Here is a 21,207-nt window from a genome sequence, read left to right as displayed (position 1 = left end):
TCTGCACGAACTAAGAATTAACAACCCACTTAATCCAGCTTTTCTTCAATTAAAAGTTTAATAATACCATCGGCAAGGCCCACTTTAGGTACGTAAATTTGTTTAATTCCCGTCCATTTCATCAGGGTTAAATAAATTTCGCAGGCCGGAATAATTACGTCGGCGCGATCGGGATTTAAGCCCAGCGTGTTAATCCGCTCTTTTAATGAGTAGCTGGTTAACTTATTGTACATCGCATTAAGCTTTTGCAATGATAAAGGTGCATTTTCTTTCTCGTCAGACATTCGGAAAAGCTTATTGATGTTTCCACCCGTTCCAATACCAGCCAAATGCTTGTATGCTTTGGTATGTTCTTTTACCCAGTCTTTCATTTCATCCCAGGTTTCTTCTTTATCCTGGTTATCCAACATCCTGATGGTACCGATATTAAAAGACCTTGAAGCCTCTGGCACACCTTTTACAAAAACAGATAATTCGGTACTACCACCACCCACATCAATATACAGGTAAGTTTTATTCTCATCCAGCTCTTCTTCAATGTGGTTGGCATAGATAATATTGGCTTCGCGCTGCCCCTCAATAATTTCGAGCGTTACATCAGTTTGTGCTTTAATCAGCTTTACAATATCCTGCCCGTTGTTGGCTTCGCGCATAGCCGAAGTAGCGCAGGCCAGGTATTCAGAAACATGATAAACATCCATCAGATTTTTAAAAGCCGTCATGGTTTTTACCAGATCTGCCGATTTTTTCTCCGAAATATGCTGATCCAGAAAGGCATCATCGCCCAACCTTAACGGCACACGGATGAGTGTATTTTTCTTGTATTTGTATTTTCCGTCCTGTTTGCTGATATCGGCAATGAGTAACCTCACGGCGTTCGAACCAATATCTATAGCTGCGTATCTTAACATTATGATTGATGCTTGGTTTTTAAATAGTTGTAGATATCTACCTGCGCTCTTATTTTTTTACTTAATCTGTTTTTATGGTATTTATTGTTGTTCAGGGCATTAATCTGTCTCGATTTGGTATTATCCTGCAATTGCAGGTCAATAATATCCTGTATTTCCTGCTTAACATCGTGATCTAAAACAGGGAACCCCACCTCAACCCGGTGCTCAAAATTCCGGCTCATCAAATCGGCCGACGATAAATACATATCGTTTTTACCGTTGTTACCGAAAATGTAAACACGGGCGTGCTCTAAAAACTTATCTATAATGCTGATAGCCGTAATGTTTTCGCTAAATCCCTTAACACCAGGAATTAAGCAACAAATACCCCTAACAATCAACTGAATTTTAACGCCTGCATTACTGGCGTCGTAAAGCTTGGCAATAATACCTTCATCGGCCAAACTATTTACTTTCAATAAGATATAAGCCATTTTACCGGCTTTGGCGTTTCTAATTTCGCGGTTAATGAAATTCACCAGCTTCGACCGGCTTTCTAAAGGCGAAACAATCAAATGCTTAAAGCCACCTGTTACCGTTCTTTTGTTCAGCGCATCAAAAAGCTTCACCAAATCGTTGGTAATCTCTTTTCTGGCGGTAAAAATACTGTGGTCGCAATATAAGCCTGCTGTTTTTTCGTTAAAGTTACCAGTGGCCAGATTGGCGTAATACACGGGTTTATCTTTTTCAATGCGCTTTATTAAACAGATTTTAGAGTGTACTTTATAATCGGTAAGACCGTAATTTACTTTCACACCTTCTTCCATTAAACGGGTAGTCCAGAAAATATTGGCCTGCTCATCAAAACGGGCTTTTAACTCCAGCACAACTGAAACAGCTTTGCCATTTTTGGCGGCATTAATTAAAGCATTAATAACCTTTGAGTTTTCGGCCAAACGATAGAGCGTAATCTGTATTTCGGTTACTTTCGGATCGATAGCCGCTTCACGAAGAAACAAAATGATATAATCGTAAGACTGATATGGCAGGTTAACCAGATAATCTTTTTGCGCCACTTTAGCGAAAACACTTTGTGTACGGTGCAAATCGTGCACTTTTAGCGGCACATTAGGTGTATACTCCAATTCCTTTTTACCTACATTCGGAAAAGCAATAAAATCTCCGAATTTGTGGTAACGGTTACCCGGAATTAAACTCTCGGCTTCCAGTTTAAGTTTATTTACCAAAACAGTAAGCATATTTAAAGGCATAGCCGAATCGTATAATAAACGCATTGGCTTACCTTTTTTACGTTTCTCGAGACTGTTTTTAAGATCTTCGATAAACTTATCGCTCACATTATTATCAATATCCAGCTCGGCATCGCGGGTTAGCTGAATGGAGTAAGCTTCTAAACTATCGTAAGTAAAAATATAGAAGATATCATCCAGGCAGTAGCGGATAATATCCTCAGCCATGATGATAAATTTTAAATCGTTCGTTTCAGGCAGTACAAGGAAACGTGGTAAACTGGGTGGAATTTCGATCAGGGCATATTTTTCCCTCATCTTGGTGTCTTTTTTCGATAACTTTACGAAGAAATACAAAAACCTGTCCTTCATTTCCGGAAAAGGTTTATCCATATCCAGCATAATGGGCACCAGATTGGATAAGATTTTATCCCTGAAATGATTTTTAACAAACTCGCCGCGACTTACGTTGAGCTGGGTATCATTTAAAATGAAAATCCGGTTTTGTGCCAGTTCGTTAATTAAGGTAGCCTGAAAAAGCTGGTCGAATTTACGTTCCTGCTTAACAACTATATTTTTAATCTCGTTCAGGATTTTCTTCGGGTTAAATCCCAAAAGTGCCTTGGCTTTATCGTTCAGATTGGTTAAACGGCTCATGGTAGCCACACGAACGCGGTAAAACTCTTCTAAATTTGACGAAAAGATCGATAAAAACTTAATGCGTTCAATTAGTGGCACAGTTTCATCGGCTGCTTCCTGCAGCACGCGCTCATTAAAATAAAGCCAGCTAATTTCGCGGTTAAAAAACGGGATCTTCTTCTTACTCATTTAAAAAAATAAAAAATCCCTGCCAAAACAGGGATGTTCAAAACTGCATATTAATTTGTTAAATCGATGTTAATTAATTGACGTATTAACGTTAACAAATTTATTTTTTGACTGGTGTTTTAGCTGTTTTCTTAACTGGTGCGACCGCTTTTGTTGTTGTTTTCTTAACCGGATCAGCTTTTTCGGCTTTAGGTGCGCTTACCGTTTTTGCAGGCACTTTACTTGCCGGCACAGCCTTTTTAACCGCTGGTGCTGCCTTAGCAACCACCTCTTTAACTGCAGCTGCTGGTTTTGCCAGTACTTTTTCGGCCTTTTCTTCGGTAGCAATGGCAGCAACTTTTACACTCTGTACCACTGGTTTAGCTTTAGATACAGCCTTTTTCACTACCTTTTCAGCTGTTTTTTCTGATTTACTGAGTGTTTTAGCTACCGGTTTTTTAACTTCTTTAGCTTTCTCTTTCGAGGCATGTACCAAATCATCTATTTTTTGCCCAACCTCGGCCTTTACAATCGTAAATTTCTTGGTTAGCTTTTTCGCAACGCGTTTACTTGCTTTGCCCACCTCCACACTGATTTCTGATACATCATGGCCTAAACTTTTGATTACCTCCAAAAATTTGTCGGTTATAGATTGCTCCAGCTGTTTCTTAACTTCCTTTTTGGTGACTTTTTTTTGAGACTTCGGCTTAGTGGTTTTCATATTATTTTTCGTTTTTTTGTGAGGACAGAATAATTTCTACTAAATCTACTTATTTTTTTACTTTAAAGCTAAAACCATGCCTTCTTTTGATATAGTAAGTAAAGTTGATGCGCAAACACTCGACAATGCGGTTAACAATGCAAAAAAAGAAATCCTTAACCGATACGATTTTAACGGATCGAAAAGTACCATCGATCTGGATAAAAAAACCAATGTGATAACCATCGTCACTGAAGATGATATGCGTTTAAAAGCGATTGAGGGTTCGATTATTTCGCGCATGATGAAACAAAACCTCGATCCCAAAAGTCTTGATTTCGGCGACGAACAAGCGGCTTCGGGCAATATGATCAGAAAAGAAATCAGTATAAAAGAAGGTTTGGATAAAGAAGCCGCTAAAAAAGTAGTCGCTAAAATCAAAGCCAGCGGTTTAAAGGTACAGCCGGCAATTATGGACGATCAGGTAAGGGTTACGGCTAAAAAAATCGATGATTTGCAAGCTGTAATCAGTCTTTGCAGAGGCGAAGACTTTGGCCAGCCATTGCAGTATATTAATATGCGTAATTAAGGTTAACTGTTTAAACTGGTTAATTGGTTAACTGTTTTAGTAAATTCTTACGAATGAACTAATGACAACTGAACCAATGAACAATATACAGGTAAACAATTAACCGATTAACCAACACTTAAGATTAACTAATAAAAATGGAAATCAGCGAAAACGGATTCATATTTTCAGATAAAAAGGAGCTTTTAGATATTGAGGCCATCCATCATTATTTAAGTACAGAGTCGTATTGGGCTAAAAATATTCCTTTCGAAACGGTAAAACGTTCGATTGAAAATTCGCTTTGCTTTGGTATCTACAAAAACCAGGAACAAGTGGGTTTTGCCCGCTGGGTAACTGATAAGGCTACTTTTGCCTGGCTTTGCGATGTTTATGTTGAAGAAAACTACCGTGGCCAGGGATTATCTAAAAAGCTCATGTCATTTATGATCTTCCACCCTGATTTGCAGGGATTGCGTCGTTATCAGCTGGCAACCTTAGATGCGCATGGCTTATACGAGCAGTTTGGATTTGCAGCAATCGAAAATCCAGAAAGGCAAATGGGTATCGTCATCCCCAATATTTACAGCGAACCCAAATAGATTAAAAAAAACCTTTTCAAAATGCCCTTGTTTTCAATAGATACCAATATTGAAAAACAATGAAAAAGATCTTTCTAGTACCCGCCATTTTTGCTGTAGCGCTCAGTTTCCAGGCTTGCCAAACGGCCGATAAAAAATCGTCAACCACCAAGGACAGTGTTACTGGCGATACCAGCATGGTTAACGGAACGCACGTAACCGGCTCTGAAAGTACGGAATCTGGTGTAGACGAAGCTGGCGCAACTTTTCTAAGAAAGGCAGCTGTAGGCGGCATTATGGAAGTTGAAGCAGCTAAAATTGCCGAAACCAATGCGAAAAGTCAGCAGGTAAAAGATTTTGCAGCAAAAATGCTAACCGACCACACCAAAGCTAATGCTTCGTTAAAAGCTTTGGCAATAGATAAAAAAGTAATTACTCCTGATGGCTTACCCGCTGAAGATGAGATGCATTTGGCCGAGATGAAAAAAATGACCGGTGATGCATTTGATAAACACTATATGAATATGATGGTGACAGACCATGATAAAACGGTTGCCCTGTTTAAGCAGGGAATGGAAAGTACCGATGCAGCTTTAAAAACCTGGGCAACGGAGAATCTGGCGATTATCGAATCGCACACAGCAATGGCGAAAAAAATTGTTTCAAATATGAAGTAATCTATTGTCTTAAACTTCCTTTCAAAATATAAATCCTGAAGAAATTCTTCAGGATTTTTTTAATTAAGAATGTGCTGAAAACATTATTTTTTAGTAGATTTTCTCTAATAGAAAAATTAAAATTAACTTTCGGCGTTTAATTCAAAAATATAGAATGAATAAAAGTAGAATTTTCAGCGCGCTATTAGGTGCTGCGCTCGTAAGTGCCGTACCGACTCTGGTACATGCACAAAAGGCAAACTGGCAAAATCTTGATCTTAAAAGTGACAGTACATTCGGTATCAGTACCGAAAAAGCATATAAAGAACTTTTAAAAGGCAAAAAATCGGTTAAGGTAATTGTTGCCGTTAACGATGGCGGAGTTGAGGCTACACATGAAGACTTAAAACGTATCATGTGGGTAAACAAAAAGGAAATTGCAGGCAATGGCAAAGACGACGATAAAAACGGTTATGCCGACGATATTAACGGCTGGAACTTTATTGGTGGCCCTAAAGGATCAGTAAACTTTGAAACTTTAGAGTTAACCCGTTTGGTGCGTCGTGATATGGCCCGTTTTGCCAATACAACTGATGCCAACGTTGCAGAAAAAGATAAAAAAGACTGGGAAACGTTTAAAGCAGAAAGAGCAGACCTCGAAAAACAACTGGGAGAAGCCAAAGCTAACCTGGCAGGAATAAGCGGATTTAAAAACGCACTTGATGCTGTGGTTAAAAAAATCGGTAAAGAAAATCCAACAGCAGAAGACTTTAAAAACTTTAAACCAAGTACGCCAATTGAAGGCCGTATACAGAGTGTATTGGTTAAACAACTGGAAGAAGGCAGCTTTAAAGATTTTTACGAAGATCAGATTAAAGAAGGTTTTGATTATTACACCCGTCAGGCAGAATATAACCTGAACCTTGATTATAACCCACGAGATATTGTTGGCGATAATCCGGATGATGTAAACGAGAAATTTTACGGCAATAATGATGTAGCTGGTCCGGATGCCATGCACGGATCGCACGTTGCAGGTATTATTGCTGCCGACAGAACCAATAAAATTGGTATTTGGGGCGTTGCAGATAATGTTGCCATTATGGGCGTGCGTTGTACACCAAATGGCGATGAGCGCGATAAAGACGTGGCAAACGGCATCCGTTATGCGGTTGATAATGGTGCCAAGGTAATTAACATGAGCTTTGGTAAAGCCTACAGCTGGAATAAGGCCATTGTTAACGAAGCCATGAAATATGCAGCTTCAAAAGATGTATTAATTGTACAGGCTGCTGGTAACGAAAACAAGGATATCGATGTAGAAAACAACTACCCTAACCACAAAGATCTGGATGAAAAAACCATCGCATCGTGGATTACAGTAGGTGCTTCAGGCCCAACTGATGACGAGACGTTAAAAGCAAGTTTCTCTAACTTTGGTAAAACCCAGGTTGATGTATTTGCACCAGGTGTGCACATCTACTCTACTGTACCGGGATCTAAATACAAAAACTTAGATGGTACCAGTATGGCTTCGCCTGTGGTTGCAGGTTTAGCAGGTTTGATCCGTTCTTACTATCCAAAGCTAACTGCTGCGCAGGTAAAAGAAATCATTGTTAAATCGGTTACCAAAGTAAACCACAATGTAACTTATGCTAAAGGCGAAGAGCCTGGTGCCGAGAAGGTTTCAGTTCCATTCTCTGATCTTTGCATCAGCGGTGGTATTGTTAACGCATATAATGCATTAAAATTAGCGGCTACTTATTCAGGTAAAGCTAATGCGAAATAATATTAGCGTTTGTCATCCTGAGCCTGTCGAAGGACCTTCCAAAACCTTAGATGACGACAACTCATTTTAAACAAAAAAAGCGGATCGTTTGATCCGCTTTTTTTGTTTGAACTATTTTAATGTATCCATATCAATTACAAACCTGTACTTCACATCACTGTTCAATACCCGTTCGTAAGCTTCGTTTACGTAGTTAATGTTAATTACCTCTACCTCTGAAACGATATCATGCGCAGCACAGAAATCGAGCATTTCCTGTGTTTCTTCAATGCCACCAATGCTCGAAGCCGTTAAAGCCCTGTTGCCATGCATTAAGGCCGAACCCGGAAATTTAATTGGCTCAGCTGGTAAACCAACGCAAATGTGCACGCCATTAACCTTTAGCAGTTTAAAGTACATCTCGTAATTGTGTGGTGCCGAAACCGAATCAATGATAAAATCGAAATGTTTGGTGTATTGAGCCAATTGCTCAGCATCTTTGGTTACCACGAAATTATGGGCGCCTAGTTTCCTTGCATCAGCTTCTTTTGAAGGCGAAGTACTTAAAACCGTAACTTCGGCACCAAAAGCAACGGCAAATTTAACCGCCATGTGCCCTAAACCACCCAGCCCTAAAATAGCTACTTTATGCCCTTTGGTAATGCCCCATCTTTTAATTGGCGAATAAGTTGTAATTCCGGCACAAAGTAAAGGTGCTACCCCCGCCAGTGGAAGTTTATCTGATACATGCACCACAAATTCTTCGGTACAAACAATTTTGTTTGAGTAGCCTCCATAAGTTGGTGTGGTTTTATCGCGTTCTACACTGTTGTAAGTCCATACGGTTTCGCCTTTTTCGCAAAACTGCTGCTGACCACCCTTGCAGGTAGGACATTCTTTACAGCTATCAACCATACAGCCAATACCAGCCAAATCGCCTACTTTAAATTTAGAAACCTCTGCACCTACTTCGGTTATGCGGCCAACAATTTCGTGCCCCGGAACCATTGGGTAACGTGCAGGCCCCCACTCGCTCCGCACCTGGTGAATATCGGAATGGCAAATTCCGCTGAATAAAATTTCGATTAATACATCCTTTGGTCCAACGTTTCTTCTTTCGAAATTCCATGGAGCCAGTTTATCAGTTTGGCTGTGAACAGCGTATCCTTTTGCAGCTATCATATGTTTTATTTTTTTCAAAGCTAGATGATTAAGCTTTAGCATTCGTCATGCCGGCTTCATTTCAGGATATGCCATAATGTTGCATTTCTATTTCAGCAATGCCCAAAAACAGCTTTCCATCCCCTAATCACCTATAAATTAAGCTATAGCAAAATAATTTTCAAAATATTCATTCAATTTATATTTTTATAACATGGACAACGTAAAACCACTACCCGATTTATCTGCAGAAGAACAACGTGTTTTAGGCGCATTAATTGAAAAAAGCCGGACTACCCCCGATTATTATCCTATGACGCTGAACAGTTTAACAGCGGCCTGTAATCAAAAAAGCTCCAGAAATCCGGTAGTTAATTACGATGAAGAAACAGTTACCTTAACCCTGAACCAGCTTAAAATTAAGGGTTTAATTTCGACAGCAACAGGTGGCTCCAGTCGTGCAACTAAATATAAACACAACCTGGCCATCGTTTACCCATTGGTACCTTCCGAACTGGCCATTATTTGCCTTTTGTTGTTACGTGGCCCTTTAACACCGGGTGAAATAAACAGTAATTCGGGCAGGTTGTATGAATTTGAGAGCATAGAAGAAGTTTTAACACAGCTGCAAAAACTATCTGAAGAAGAACCGGCTTTTGTGAAACAACTGCCCAAAAGAACAGGACAAAAAGAAGCCCGTTTTGTTCATCTGCTTGGAGAACAGGCAGAAATTGCCACAGAACCGGAAACCGAAACAACAGCTGTGGCGCAATTTGATTCGACTAAGTTGGAAAACCGCATTGAGAAACTGGAAAAAGAAGTTGAAGAACTGAAAGAACTGGTTAATTTGTTGATGGATAAATAGAGAGGTTCATTGGTTTATTGGTCAATGGTTCATTAGTTCCCGTCATCTCGAGCGGCCCCGATAGCTATCGGGGGCAACGTAGTCGAGAACCCGAAGGCTCAGCGAAGCTAAATCTAACTTGAAGAGATTTCTCCGTTTCGCCACCGTGAAAACCCGGCTGGCTCCAGTCGAAATGACGATCCTATATTTGAGCTGTCGTTGATAGCGAAGCAAAGCCAAGAACCCGAAGGTTCAGCGCAGCTAAATCTACCTGGAATATCATAAAATCCTCCGTGTTTTTCCATGGCTCCGTGGCAGAATACTAGTAACAAAAATGCCCGGCGATTAACCAGGCATTTTACTTTATAATCGAAAAGCCATTAAGCTTTGTACTTTTTAAATATGGTACTGGCGGTATGGCCTCCGAAACCAAATGTGTTATTTAACACATAATTGATTTCCTTTTTAATTGGCTCGCCCAATACAATATTTAAGCCTTTAGGAATGTTTTCATCCAGGTTTTTCGTATTGATGGTTGGCGGAATAATGCCATCTCTAATGGCCAGAATACTAATTACACTCTCAATCGCACCAGCAGCACCCAATAAGTGACCAGTCATCGATTTAGTTGCACCAATAACTACAGGTAAATCCTTAAAAACACGGTTTATCGCCTGTAATTCACTCAAATCGCCCAAACCGGTTGAAGTAGCATGCGCGTTAATGTAATCAATCTGATCAGGAGTAATACCAGCATCTTTTAAAGCGCTGGTCATACCCAGGCCGGCACCAACCCCATCAGGAGGCGTTCCTGTTAAATGGTAAGCATCTCCGGCCATACCACCACCTACAATTTCAGCATAAATATGTGCACCGCGACTAACGGCATGCTCCAATTCTTCTAAAATCAGTGCTCCGGCACCTTCTCCCATCACAAATCCATCACGATCTACATCGAAAGGTCGTGAAGCACCTTGCGGATCATCATTATTTTTTGATAAGGCCTGGGCAGCATTAAATCCACCAACCGATGATTTGGTAATGGCTGCTTCGGAACCACCGGCGATCATAATAGCTGCCTTACCCAAACGAATGGTATCAAAAGCATTAATAATAGCCGTATTAGAAGACGCACAAGCCGAAACGGTACAATAATTCGGACCGCGTAAACGATGCCTGATCGAAATTACCCCTGCGGCAATATCAACAATCATTTTAGGAATAAAAAACGGGCTAAACCTTGGTGTACCATCGCCGGCGTGAAATTCTTCCAGTTGCGCTTCAAAAGTACCGATACCACCATTTCCTGTTGCCCAGATTACCCCAACTTCAGCCAGCTGGTCATCGGTCATGGTGCTAAAATCCAATCCCGAATCGGTTATGGCTTGATCGCTTGATGCAATGGCATACTGCGTAAAAACGTCGTATTTTTTAATTTCCTTTTTATCCAGAAAGGTTTCTGCATTAAAGTCTTTTACTTCGCTGGCAAACTGCGTTTTAAACTTCGAAGCATCGAATTTTGTAATCGGACCAACACCACTTTTTCCAGCTAAAATCTCTTGCCAAAAGCTTTCTACCGTATTTCCAAGCGGGGTTATTGCACCCAAACCTGTTACTACTACTCTTTTCATGTTAATTATTTTTAGTCAATGCCTTTAAATCGGCTTATGCACCATTAAGGGCAAGCGCAAATCTGTGATTTACACTTATAGCGGCAAAAGTACTATTCCTGCAGCTAAAATTGATATGATAAATGTAAAGCCCTAATTCTTTTAGTTATCCATTAAACAGACTCAATCCAGGCTTTTCTATTGGCATTCATCACATTTAAGGCATCGGCCGGCGATTGTCTAAACAATTCATATATTTTCGCGGTATCGCCTACCCTGATCTCATATTCATCATTGGCCAAAGCAGCTAACAGTTCGTCGGCTACAACACCTGGTTTTATACCGTTATGGCCACCAATTTCTTTTGAAAATTCGGTATCAACCAGTGGTGGCATCAATTCAAACACCTTAACCGGCGATCCTTCCAAACTTAATCTTAACGAAGTAGAGTACGAATGCAGGGCTGCTTTACTGGCCGCATAAGTTGGCAAAGTAACGCCTGGCACATAAGCTACAATAGAAGAAACATTTACAATAGCTGCCGATTCTTGTTTGGTAAGTACAGGCAATAATTTCTGGTTAACCCTGATGATCGATAAATAATTGGTCAGCATTTCATCGGCTGCATTGGCATAAGCATCTTCATTATCATCGGCCAGATTGTATAGAATGGCCCTGCCAGCATTATTAATTACGATGTTTAACTGCGGAAAATCGGCTTTAATACGTGCAACCAAAGCATCTACATCTTCAGCCTTGCTTACATCCGATAATATGGTGGTAACATTGTTTAACGATGCAGCAACTGCATCTAAACGCTCGGGGTTTCTTCCGGTAACAATTACATGGTTATTTAAGGCGGTTAATTGTTTTGCAATTTCTAAACCGATTCCGGCAGTACCGCCGATTAATAAAACAGTATTTTGTGAAGTTTTCATTTTATATTTTTTTTAAGATTTTAAGATTAAACCAATGCTCATCACATGAGCGTAACGCTATTATTTTATCAATTAACTGGCTTCAATCAAATTAGTCTTCCATTTTCCTATTAATATACCAATCGGTATATTTCTGATCAAAAAAAATGACTCACTAAGATTTAATAATTGCATTAAACGAGTCAGTTCCCTCTCATTTGCAAAAACTATTATCAATCCCTTTCAATTGACACGACAAATATATACCGATTGGTATATTTATTTGTCAGCGAAAAATCTTTTTTGCAGAAGGTTACATCTATAAATCAGAAATGCATAATAAGCTTAAAACCAGATTTCCATTTTAACGTTTGAATTTTGTAACTTTGATTTCATGAGCAAACCAGAAAGTATTGAAGATTTTTATAAAAATAAATTTAGTTTCCTACCCGAAAACTTGCAGAACGGCGTAGGGCATTTTAATGTTTTTAAGCTGGAAGACTGCCTGAAAGAAGACGCCAGGCCGATGAGCTATAACCGCCGCGATTATTACAAAGTCTCACTCATCCGCGGTCACAACGTATATCACTACGCCGATAAAAGTGTAGAGATAAACGGCACGGCCCTGATATTTTTCAATCCGCTTGTTCCCTATACCTGGGAGCTGGCCAGCGGCCAGAAAAGTGATGTTACAGGCTTCTTCTGCATTTTTACTGAATCTTTTTTTAAGGAAAAAATCCGCGGGAACATTGGCGATTTACCTATGTTTATCCCCGGAGGCAAACCCGCTTACATTTTAAACGAAGCACAGGAAGCGCATGTAGAAGGTATTTTTGCAAAAATGCTTGAAGAGATCAATACGGATTATGTGTATAAATACGATCTGTTGAGGAACTATATTACCGAGATCACGCATTTTGCTTTAAAAACACAGCCTTCCGAAGCTTTGTTCAGGCATGTAGACGCGAACAGCCGGATTACCTCAGTATTTACGGAGTTGCTCGAACGCCAGTTCCCAATCGAAAATACGACGCAAAGGTTCACCATGCGTTCAGCAAAAGATTATGCTTCGCAACTTTCGGTACATGTTAATCATCTGAACCGTGCCATTAAAGAAACTACCGGCAAAACCACTACCCATTACATTACCGAACGCTTACTGAGCGAGGCCAAAGCTTTATTAAAGCATACTGACTGGAACATTTCTGAGATTGGCTACTGCCTGGGCTTTGAAGAACCTACCCATTTCAATAACTTTTTCAAAAAATTAACCAACCACACCCCTACTTCTTACCGAATTGTTTGAATTTCGTAATCATCGGTTTGAATCATGTAATAAGTAGAGCACCTCTTGTCTGTAACTTTGTCTAAACAAAAAAAGATAAAATTATGGACAAGAAAAAAGTTTGGTTTATTACCGGAGCTTCTAAAGGCTTAGGATTAAGTTTGGTTCATCAATTGTTAAAAGCTGGCCAGTATGTTGCCGCCACCTCGAGAAATATTGACGAACTTAAGCGGGCAGTAGCTACCGATTCGAAAAAATTTCTTCCTCTTGCGGTTAATCTCTCAGACGAACAAAGCGTAGAAAAAGCGATCAAAGAAACCATCACCCAATTCGAACGCATTGATGTGATTATCAACAATGCAGGTTATGGTATTGGTGGCAGTATAGAAGAACTCAGCGATGCAGAAACACGCAACAGTTTTGATGTAAATGTTTTCGGCACCTTAAATGTAATCAGGAAAGTTTCGCCTTATTTAAGGGCACAACGCTCCGGACATATCATCAATATTTCTTCAATTGCCGGCATTACCGGTGCATCGGGCTGGGCGATTTATGCTGCTGCGAAAGCTGCAGTAATTTCTCTCTCAGAAATATTAGCTGAAGACCTGAAAGATTTTGGCATAAAAGTTACTGTAGTTGCTCCGGGAGCATTTAGAACAAGTTTCTTAACCGCCGATTCGCTTAACCTGGCAGCTAACCCTATTGCCGATTATGAAGGGGTAAGGGAAATTCATGCCCGTTATTTAAAAATGGATGGCCAGCAAATTGGCGACCCCGAAAAAGCAGCTGCAGCCATGATTTCGCTGGCCAGTATGCCTAACCCACCATTACATTTACTATTGGGCAAAGATGCATTTGACCGTGCTACGACCAAACTTGAAGCACTAAGCAAAGAAATTAATGACTGGAAACCAATTTCGATCTCAACCGATTTCGACCAGTAAACCACATTTAAATTTTAGAAAAAGATGATGAACAACCAAAAAGTATGGTTTGTAACAGGCGCATCAAAAGGTCTGGGACTAACCTTAGCAAAAAAATTATTAGGCAGCGGATACCAGGTTGCAGCAACCTCCCGCAATTTAGGCGATTTAGCCAATGCCGTAGGTGAACACGAAAACTTTTTACCCTTAGCCGTAGATTTAATAAACGAAAGCAGTGTAGAAGCGGCCATTAGCCAAACCATTACCAAATTTGGCCGTGTAGATGTGGTGGTTAACAATGCAGGCTACGGGATGCTGGGCGCACTGGAAGAGTTAAGCGATAAAGAATCGCGCGAAAATTTTGACATCAACGTTTTCGGTTCGCTGAATGTGATTAGAAAAGTATTGCCACAAATGCGTAAACAACAATCAGGACATATCTTTAATATTTCATCGATTGGTGGTTTCTCCGGAAACTTCCCAGGCTTTGGAATTTATTGCGCTACGAAGTTTGCAGTAGCCGGTTTTACCGAATCGCTTGCTGCTGAAGTAAAATCGCATGGCATTAAAGCAACAGTAGTAGAGCCGGGTTATTTCAGGACAGCATTCCTAAATGCAGGCTCACTTGCTGTACCAGCCTCGCCGATTGATGCTTATAAAGAAGTACGTGATTCGCAGGCTATGCACCAGAACGACATCAACAACCAACAGCCCGGCGACCCGGCTAAAGCTGCTGAAGTGATGATTGAAGCTTCAAAAAGCGAAACCCCGCCATTACATTTATTCCTCGGACCGGATGCCTATCAGGTTGCAGAAGCTAAAATAGCTGATGTACAACGAGACATGGCCAACTGGAAATTTCTAGCTACAGCTACGAATTTTGAAGAGGTGAATGCTTAATATTTACAAGTGTCGTTATTGCGGAAAGGCTTTTACAGCCGACGCAATGACGATTTTTTTAATAACTGTTTCATTTGCCCCGCTCACCTATCTTTTTTAATCAGCGCTTTGCACAGGCTAACAAAACTATTCCAATCATATAGTTATCAAACAAATTTCCAGCTACCGGGTTGATATAGCATTGGATAATTGATGTATGCTAAGCATATTTGCAATTAAACACCCGTAAATTATGTGGAAATTTTACGCCATACTATCAGCCCTATTCGCGGCAGCAACAGCTATACTGGCCAAAATTGGTCTTAAAGGAGTAAATGGAAATGTTGCAACGGCAATCAGAACAATCGTAATTCTATTCATTGCCTGGGGAATTGTTCTGGCTACCGGCGAAATTACCCAACTCAAAACCCTGAGCAAAAACAACCTTATATTCTTAGGATTATCCGGACTGGCCACCGGTCTATCGTGGATTTTCTATTTCAAAGCACTCGAAACCGGAGATGTTTCTAAAGTAGCGCCCATTGACAAACTTAGCGTAGCTATTGCCATGGGGCTTGCATTTTTGATATTAAAAGAACCCATTGATGCTAAAACACTTATTGGCGGCGGACTTATCGTTGCAGGAAGCATTGTGATTTTGCTTTAGATGTAATGTCTACAAAAAAACCGCTGGCTAAATACATAGCCAACGGTTCAACATTTATATAGGGATGAGTAATTACTTTTTCGGTTTTGCGCTCATGTAGAAAGTAAGCTTTCCGCCATTGGTAATATCTGCGTGCTTAATTTTATGGTCGGTAATTTCTTTACCATTCAATAAAACCTTTTCTACATAAACATTTTTATCACTTTGTTTAATCGCTTCAACGGTGAAGGTCTTGCCATTTTCTAAATTGATAACCGCGTGGTTAACCAACGGACTACCTAACGAATAAACATCAGAACCTGGTGCTACCGGATAAAACCCTAGTGAAGAGAACATATACCAGGCGCTCATTTGTCCGCAATCGTCATTTCCACCAAGGCCATCGGCAGTTGGTTTGTATTGCATGTTTAAAATGTGGCGAACTTGTGCTTGTGTTTTCCAGGGCTGATCGGCCCAGTTGTACAAATAAACAATGTGGTGAGCAGGTTCATTCCCATGCACATAACCACCAATAATACCTTCGCGGGTAATATCTTCGGTATGCGCAAAAAACTCATCTGGCAAGTGCATGGTAAATAAGGTATCCAAACGTGTTGCAAATTTCTTTTTACCGCCCATCATTTCAATCAGTGTAGCCGGATCTTGCGGCACGAAGAAACTGTAGTTCCAGCTGTTTCCTTCAATGAAGCCCTGTCCTTCGGTATCTTTCGGATCGAATTGTTTTTTAAAGGTACCATCGGCCAGTTTAGGGCGCATAAAACCTGTTGCACTGTCGTAATTGTTTTTCCAGTTGTTAGAACGCTTGATAAATTCATCATAAACATCCATCCGGTTTAACTTTTTAGCTAATTGAGCTATAGACCAGTCATCGTAAGAATACTCCAGGTTGTTGGAAACAGAAATACCCGATTTTTCGGCAGGAATATAGCCTTTATCCATATAATAACCGATGCCTTCGTAATCGCGGTGTTTAGCTGTAGCTACGCAAGCATCCAGTGCTTTATTGGCATCGCCGGTATAAGTACCTTTAATAATGGCATCAGAAATAACCGAAACGCTATGGTAACCGCTCATACACCAGTTATCGTTGGCATAGTGCGACCAGATTGGTAACATGTGCAAACTGCTCTGATCATAATGTGCCAGCATCGATTTTACCATATCGTTACTACGGCCAGGCTGGGTAATGTTAAAAAACGGATGCAAAGCGCGGTAGGTATCCCAAAGTGAGAAAGTCGTGTAATTGGTAAAACCATCAGCTTTGTGTACGCCCTGATCTAAACCTTTATATTCGCCGTTAACATCAGTATAAGTAGTTGGATTGATATAAGCATGGTATAAAGCAGTGTAGAAATTGAATTTATTATCATTCGAAGTCGTTACCTGCACTTTGTTCAACTCCTTATTCCAGCTGGCCTGGGCTTGTGCTTTTACTTTTTCGAAATCCCAGCCCGAAATCTCAGCACGCATGTTTTGCAAAGCATTTTCCTGACTAACGGGCGATAGCGCAAATTTAATTTTAACCTTTTCTCCTTCCTGGGTATCGAAATCGAAGAACATTTTTAACTTCTTACCGGCAATTTCAGGGAAGTTTTGCTCCTGGTTAAATTTACCCCAAAATCCGCGGTAAGCTTGTTTGGCATCGTAACTTTTGCGTCCGTAGCTTTTAAACGGCTTAGAAAAACTCATGGCAAAATAAACCGTTCTGGTTCTGGCCCAGCCGTTGGTCTGGCGGTAACCGGTAATCAACGTATCGTTTACCACACGAACGTAAGTCCAAACGGTTTTTTCTTCATAATTATAAATTCCGGCCATCAAATCTAATATAATGTGCGATTGATCTGATTTAGGGAAAGTGTACTGATGCATCCCTACGCGCGTGGTAGAAGTCAATTCGGCCAGGATATTATCATCATCGAGTTTAACCTTATAATAACCTGCTTCGGCCACTTCATTTGCGTGTGAGAAAGCCGAGCGGTAGCCGCTTTTCGGATTTGAGGCTGTACCTGGATTCAATTGCAGCTTGCCTTGTGTCGGCATGATTAAAAAATCGCCCAAGTCAGAGTGTCCAGTACCGCTAAAATGCGTATGACTAAAACCTGTAATGGTTTTGTCTTCATATTTATAACCTGCGCAGTATTTGTACACATCGCCATTATACTTACCATTTACTTCATACGATAAGGTATCGGTTTCAGGACTTAATTGCACCGCACCAAAAGGAACCGTTGCACCCGGATAGGTATGCCCCATTTTTGAAGTGCCAATAATGGGCTTAACATACTGCACCAGGTTCTGCTGTGCCGAGGCAACCATGCCCGACAACAAAAGACAGGGCAGCATAATTTTTTTAATCATATCTTTTTTGAGATTAGCTTGTTTTCTTTAAAATTCTAAGGTAGAAATTTATCTGCAAATATCGACAAATAACATAACTAAAACGTTTAAGTAAAGCAAAAAATACATTTTTTGTTTACTGGCGTCATCCTAACAATCAAAGAATTTAGCAATTGAACATTTCCGGCTTTTTGGTTAACTGGTTAATTGTTTAAATCGGTTAACTGGTGTGATCCCAACAATCAAGCAATTTAACATTCACTAATTATTGGTTAACCGGTTAATTGTTTAAATTGGTTAACTGGGGTGATCCTAACAATTAAGCAATAGAACAATGCAAACCTTACAGGTTTGTCGCTTTTTACAAGTAACTGACTTCCTTTAATCAATTTCAGCTAAATAAACCTTATTTTTGCATCCTATATTTTTGAAATGAGTAAACACGGTAGAATTCTGGTAGCCATGAGTGGCGGGGTTGATAGTTCGGTAGCGGCTGTAATGTTGCATGAGCAAGGTTACGAGGTGATTGGATTAACCATGAAGACCTGGGACTATGCCAGCTCCGGCGGTAGCAGCAAAGAAACCGGCTGTTGCTCTTTAGATAGCATTAATGATGCCCGTACGCTTGCTGTAAATTATGGTTTTCCGCATTATATACTGGATATCAGAGATGAATTTGGCGATTATGTAATCGATAATTTTGTAGATGAATACCTGGCCGGAAGAACCCCTAACCCTTGCGTACTGTGCAACACCCACATTAAATGGGAAGCATTATTAAAGCGGGCCAATAAACTCGACTGCGAATTTATTGCAACCGGGCATTATGCCAATATCCGCCAGCAAGATAGCGGCCGTTATGTAATTTCGAAAGGAAAAGACGAAAATAAAGACCAATCATACGTGCTATGGGGTGTTTCGCAAGAAAACCTATCGCGTACTAAATTCCCTTTGGGCAGCTTCGCAAAGGCTGAAATCAGACAAATGGCTTTAGATATGGGGCAGGAAGAACTGGCTAAAAAATCGGAGAGCTACGAAATTTGTTTCGTTCCGGATAACGATTACAGGGCTTTCTTAAAACATAAAGTAGAAGATTTAGAAGATCGCGTAGCGGGTGGTAATTTCATTCTGAGCAATGGCATGGTGGTAGGCCAACACAAAGGCTATCCTTTTTATACCATTGGCCAACGTAAAGGTCTTGGCGTTGCTTTTGGCGAACCCATGTTTGTTACCCAAATCCTGCCCGAAAGCAATACGGTAGTTTTGGGCAAAGCGGAAGAACTGGAGCGTCGCGAAGCGATGGTTCGAAATATTAACCTGATTAAATATGCGAGTATTGAAGAGCCGATGAGCGATATCATTACCAAAATACGCTATAAAGATGCAGGTATGCTAAGTACAATTGTACAGGAGAAAGATAAAATGCGTGTAGTGTTCGACCACAATGTATCAGCCATTGCACCAGGCCAATCGGCAGTGTTCTACGAAGGAAATGACTTATTGGGTGGCGGATTTTTAGTTTAAATTCGGCTTCATTAATTATAAAAAAAACGAGTTACCATAATGGCAACTCGTTTTTTTTTATTGTAGACTGTTCATCAAAAAAATAATCGAAGTTATTGGGATTATTTCTGATCATTTATCTCAGCTATATACTTATCTACTGCATTAACAAGCAGCTCATAAAATGGATTTACTTTAAGAATCAGCATAGCACCGTAAAGGATTTCATTGTTATATACTGTATCCTTTTTCAAATGAACAATTTCGCCGGACAATTCTTCATTGTACCACTTACTAAAAGCTATACTTCTATGCCTGGCCAACTGATCATCAGGGTAACAAAAATAAAGAACAGCATTATCTTCATTTAGCTTAAAGAACTCTTTGATTATATAAACTATTGTCAATTTTATTCTTACATCAAAACGATTAGTAAAATTGGTTGATACAAACTTCCCGCTTCTATCAAATCCAAAACTATAAATCAAATGATTGTTGCCATCCTTATCAGTAATAGGAAGTGCGATAAAAAAGCAGGTGTATTCGGTTCCATTGTCGCAAGTAAATAAATAAGTTCCTTTACCTGCATTAGTAAGTTTATATGGGGCTGACAAGATTAATGCCTTTTAACTTAGATAAATCCTTACCGGCTCTAATGGCTTTTACGATACTTTTTTTATCCTCTATCATTTTAATGATAGGGTTTAAAGTATTCTTTGGCATTTCCTGATCTATTGTCTTATTCAACATAACGTACAAATATAAAAATATTAAAACCCAAAACCAAAAGACACTCTTTAACAGACGATTACAAAAAATAGTTATAAAACTAAAATAAAGTTATTTTAGCCTATTACTCACTTCCCTTAAAAACATTAATGGTAGCGGTTTTCCAATGAATATAGCCTAAATCGCCGCAAACCTGCCCAACAAATTGCTCAACATCTTCAGGCACATCATTTACCACACGCCATCTGATTTTATATTTGGGGTTGTAACTCATGTAAACCACAACATCATCACTGCGTTGCCCAATACTATTTAACGACTGTAAATGAATATCCTGTAAATCGGCTGCAGCTATCTTTAATCTTTCATTCATAATTTTCCCTAAAGAAAGATCAGGCTTGAAATCTGTTTCAAATATGGCTAAAACGGTAACGGTCATAAAAAATAAATATATCAGCTAACAAACGAAGCCATAAGCTTTTTGTTTAAAATAATTACACACCCAACGCTGCGTTTAAATATAACGCTTAACGTATTTTCGGTTTCTCCAAAAGCAAATTTATACTAAAAAAATTAGCATCAAAATTTATTCTCACATTTTTTCTGGTCAAAATAAAAATTAGATACAGGCATGACAAGTGTATTACCTACGTTGATAACCTGGCAAATGTGCACAACTATTTTAAACATCTGATAATTAGACTCGTTATCTAATTTAAAAGGAGGAATTATGAAAAAGTGCATTTATGTTGTAGAAGACAACCCGAATATCAGGGAGATTATTGAGTTTCTGCTGATTGAAGAACTTTACGAAGTAAAAACCTGCCCCAACACCAGCGATTTCTGGCTACAGATGAACAAGCACCTGCCAGATATGGTGATTTTAGATGTGATGTTACCAGATGGCAACGGACTGGATATCTGCAATACTTTAAAACGAAATATTAAAACGCACAATATCCCGGTAATGATGATGTCGGCCAACAACCACTTAAACACCATTAAGGCCAAATGCGATGCAGAAGACTTTATCAATAAACCCTTTGATCTGAACGATTTTGCTGGCAGGATTGAGAAACATCTGGTTAATTAAGGAATAATTTCTACAGCGCTGAGTTTCCGCTGTAGA

General features: G+C 39.7%; 20 protein-coding genes. 11 read left to right on the top strand and 9 right to left on the bottom strand.

Annotated elements, in window-relative coordinates; all coding sequences use genetic code 11:
* Positions 1–29 precede the first annotated feature (29 nt).
* The 3 genes from OC25_RS01250 to OC25_RS26640 all read right to left on the bottom strand — a co-directional run bounded on the left by OC25_RS01250 (position 30) and on the right by OC25_RS26640 (position 3,671).
* A complete protein-coding gene (locus tag OC25_RS01250) occupies positions 30–911 on the bottom strand; it encodes a Ppx/GppA phosphatase family protein (protein WP_039470916.1) in 882 nt (293 codons plus the stop codon).
* Entirely contained in the window at positions 911–2,971 is a 2,061-nt protein-coding gene (gene ppk1, locus OC25_RS01245; RefSeq protein ID WP_039470914.1) for a polyphosphate kinase 1, read from the bottom strand. The genes OC25_RS01250 and ppk1 overlap by 1 nt, the downstream gene beginning before the upstream one ends.
* A gap of 100 nt (positions 2,972–3,071) precedes the next feature.
* Positions 3,072–3,671: a hypothetical protein gene (locus tag OC25_RS26640; RefSeq protein WP_052265870.1), complete on the bottom strand. Its 600-nt coding sequence runs from the start codon at positions 3,669–3,671 to the stop codon at positions 3,072–3,074.
* A gap of 76 nt (positions 3,672–3,747) precedes the next feature.
* On the opposite strand from OC25_RS26640, the gene OC25_RS01235 reads away from it, so the two are divergent.
* From OC25_RS01235 to OC25_RS01220, 4 genes are all read left to right on the top strand, one after another.
* Entirely contained in the window at positions 3,748–4,239 is a 492-nt protein-coding gene (locus OC25_RS01235; RefSeq protein ID WP_039470912.1) for a YajQ family cyclic di-GMP-binding protein, read from the top strand.
* Positions 4,240–4,376: 137 nt separating this feature from the next.
* The gene (locus OC25_RS01230; protein WP_039470909.1) at positions 4,377–4,820 is read left to right on the top strand and encodes a GNAT family N-acetyltransferase; all 444 of its coding nucleotides are present in this window, start codon (positions 4,377–4,379) and stop codon (positions 4,818–4,820) included.
* Between the two features lie 59 nt (positions 4,821–4,879).
* Complete coding sequence (locus tag OC25_RS01225; protein WP_039470907.1) at positions 4,880–5,476, top strand: DUF4142 domain-containing protein; 597 nt, start codon at positions 4,880–4,882, stop codon at positions 5,474–5,476.
* Between the two features lie 154 nt (positions 5,477–5,630).
* Complete coding sequence (locus OC25_RS01220) at positions 5,631–7,244, top strand: S8 family peptidase (RefSeq protein ID WP_039470904.1); 1,614 nt, start codon at positions 5,631–5,633, stop codon at positions 7,242–7,244.
* A gap of 111 nt (positions 7,245–7,355) precedes the next feature.
* On the opposite strand, the gene OC25_RS01215 is transcribed toward OC25_RS01220, so the two are convergent.
* Entirely contained in the window at positions 7,356–8,405 is a 1,050-nt protein-coding gene (locus tag OC25_RS01215) for an NAD(P)-dependent alcohol dehydrogenase (protein WP_039470902.1), read from the bottom strand.
* 193 nt (positions 8,406–8,598) lie between these two features.
* Between OC25_RS01215 and OC25_RS01210 the strand changes: the two genes are divergently transcribed.
* Positions 8,599–9,249, top strand: a complete 651-nt coding sequence (locus OC25_RS01210) for a YceH family protein (RefSeq protein ID WP_039470900.1) — start codon at positions 8,599–8,601, stop codon at positions 9,247–9,249.
* Between the two features lie 359 nt (positions 9,250–9,608).
* Here the strand turns inward: OC25_RS01210 and fabF are convergent, their stop codons facing one another.
* Entirely contained in the window at positions 9,609–10,859 is a 1,251-nt protein-coding gene (gene fabF, locus OC25_RS01205; RefSeq protein WP_039470898.1) for a beta-ketoacyl-ACP synthase II, read from the bottom strand.
* A 152-nt stretch (positions 10,860–11,011) separates the two neighbouring features.
* Positions 11,012–11,776, bottom strand: a complete 765-nt coding sequence (locus OC25_RS01200; protein ID WP_039470896.1) for an SDR family oxidoreductase — start codon at positions 11,774–11,776, stop codon at positions 11,012–11,014.
* A gap of 373 nt (positions 11,777–12,149) precedes the next feature.
* Between OC25_RS01200 and OC25_RS01195 the strand changes: the two genes are divergently transcribed.
* From OC25_RS01195 to OC25_RS01180, 4 genes are all read left to right on the top strand, one after another.
* Positions 12,150–13,061 (top strand): helix-turn-helix domain-containing protein, encoded by a 912-nt coding sequence (locus tag OC25_RS01195; RefSeq protein ID WP_039470894.1) that lies wholly within the window; start codon positions 12,150–12,152, stop codon positions 13,059–13,061.
* An 83-nt stretch (positions 13,062–13,144) separates the two neighbouring features.
* Positions 13,145–13,984 (top strand): SDR family NAD(P)-dependent oxidoreductase, encoded by an 840-nt coding sequence (locus tag OC25_RS01190; RefSeq protein ID WP_039470893.1) that lies wholly within the window; start codon positions 13,145–13,147, stop codon positions 13,982–13,984.
* 24 nt (positions 13,985–14,008) lie between these two features.
* Entirely contained in the window at positions 14,009–14,863 is an 855-nt protein-coding gene (locus OC25_RS01185; RefSeq protein ID WP_342418089.1) for an SDR family oxidoreductase, read from the top strand.
* A 232-nt stretch (positions 14,864–15,095) separates the two neighbouring features.
* Positions 15,096–15,509: an EamA family transporter gene (locus tag OC25_RS01180; RefSeq protein WP_039470888.1), complete on the top strand. Its 414-nt coding sequence runs from the start codon at positions 15,096–15,098 to the stop codon at positions 15,507–15,509.
* Between the two features lie 72 nt (positions 15,510–15,581).
* Here the strand turns inward: OC25_RS01180 and OC25_RS01175 are convergent, their stop codons facing one another.
* Positions 15,582–17,867, bottom strand: coding sequence for a GH92 family glycosyl hydrolase (locus OC25_RS01175; protein ID WP_082018469.1), 2,286 nt, complete (start codon positions 17,865–17,867; stop codon positions 15,582–15,584).
* Between the two features lie 411 nt (positions 17,868–18,278).
* Between OC25_RS01175 and mnmA the strand changes: the two genes are divergently transcribed.
* Entirely contained in the window at positions 18,279–19,370 is a 1,092-nt protein-coding gene (mnmA, locus tag OC25_RS01170) for a tRNA 2-thiouridine(34) synthase MnmA (RefSeq protein WP_039470885.1), read from the top strand.
* A 101-nt stretch (positions 19,371–19,471) separates the two neighbouring features.
* Here the strand turns inward: mnmA and OC25_RS01165 are convergent, their stop codons facing one another.
* On the bottom strand, positions 19,472–19,963 hold the full coding sequence (locus tag OC25_RS01165; RefSeq protein WP_039470884.1) for a DUF6169 family protein: 492 nt from the start codon (positions 19,961–19,963) through the stop codon (positions 19,472–19,474).
* Between the two features lie 239 nt (positions 19,964–20,202).
* Positions 20,203–20,517, bottom strand: a complete 315-nt coding sequence (locus tag OC25_RS01160) for a hypothetical protein (protein ID WP_039470883.1) — start codon at positions 20,515–20,517, stop codon at positions 20,203–20,205.
* 291 nt (positions 20,518–20,808) lie between these two features.
* Here OC25_RS01160 and OC25_RS01155 point away from each other — a divergent pair, with 291 nt between their 5' ends.
* Positions 20,809–21,171 carry a response regulator transcription factor gene (locus OC25_RS01155; RefSeq protein ID WP_039470881.1) on the top strand — a complete coding sequence of 121 codons (363 nt, stop codon included), beginning with the start codon at positions 20,809–20,811 and terminating at the stop codon, positions 21,169–21,171.
* Positions 21,172–21,207 lie beyond the last annotated feature (36 nt).

The organism is Pedobacter kyungheensis, assembly GCF_000812965.1.
Classification (GTDB): domain Bacteria; phylum Bacteroidota; class Bacteroidia; order Sphingobacteriales; family Sphingobacteriaceae; genus Pedobacter; species Pedobacter kyungheensis.
Note: the sequence above shows the minus strand (reverse complement) of the source record. Positions and strands in the feature narration are given on the sequence as shown.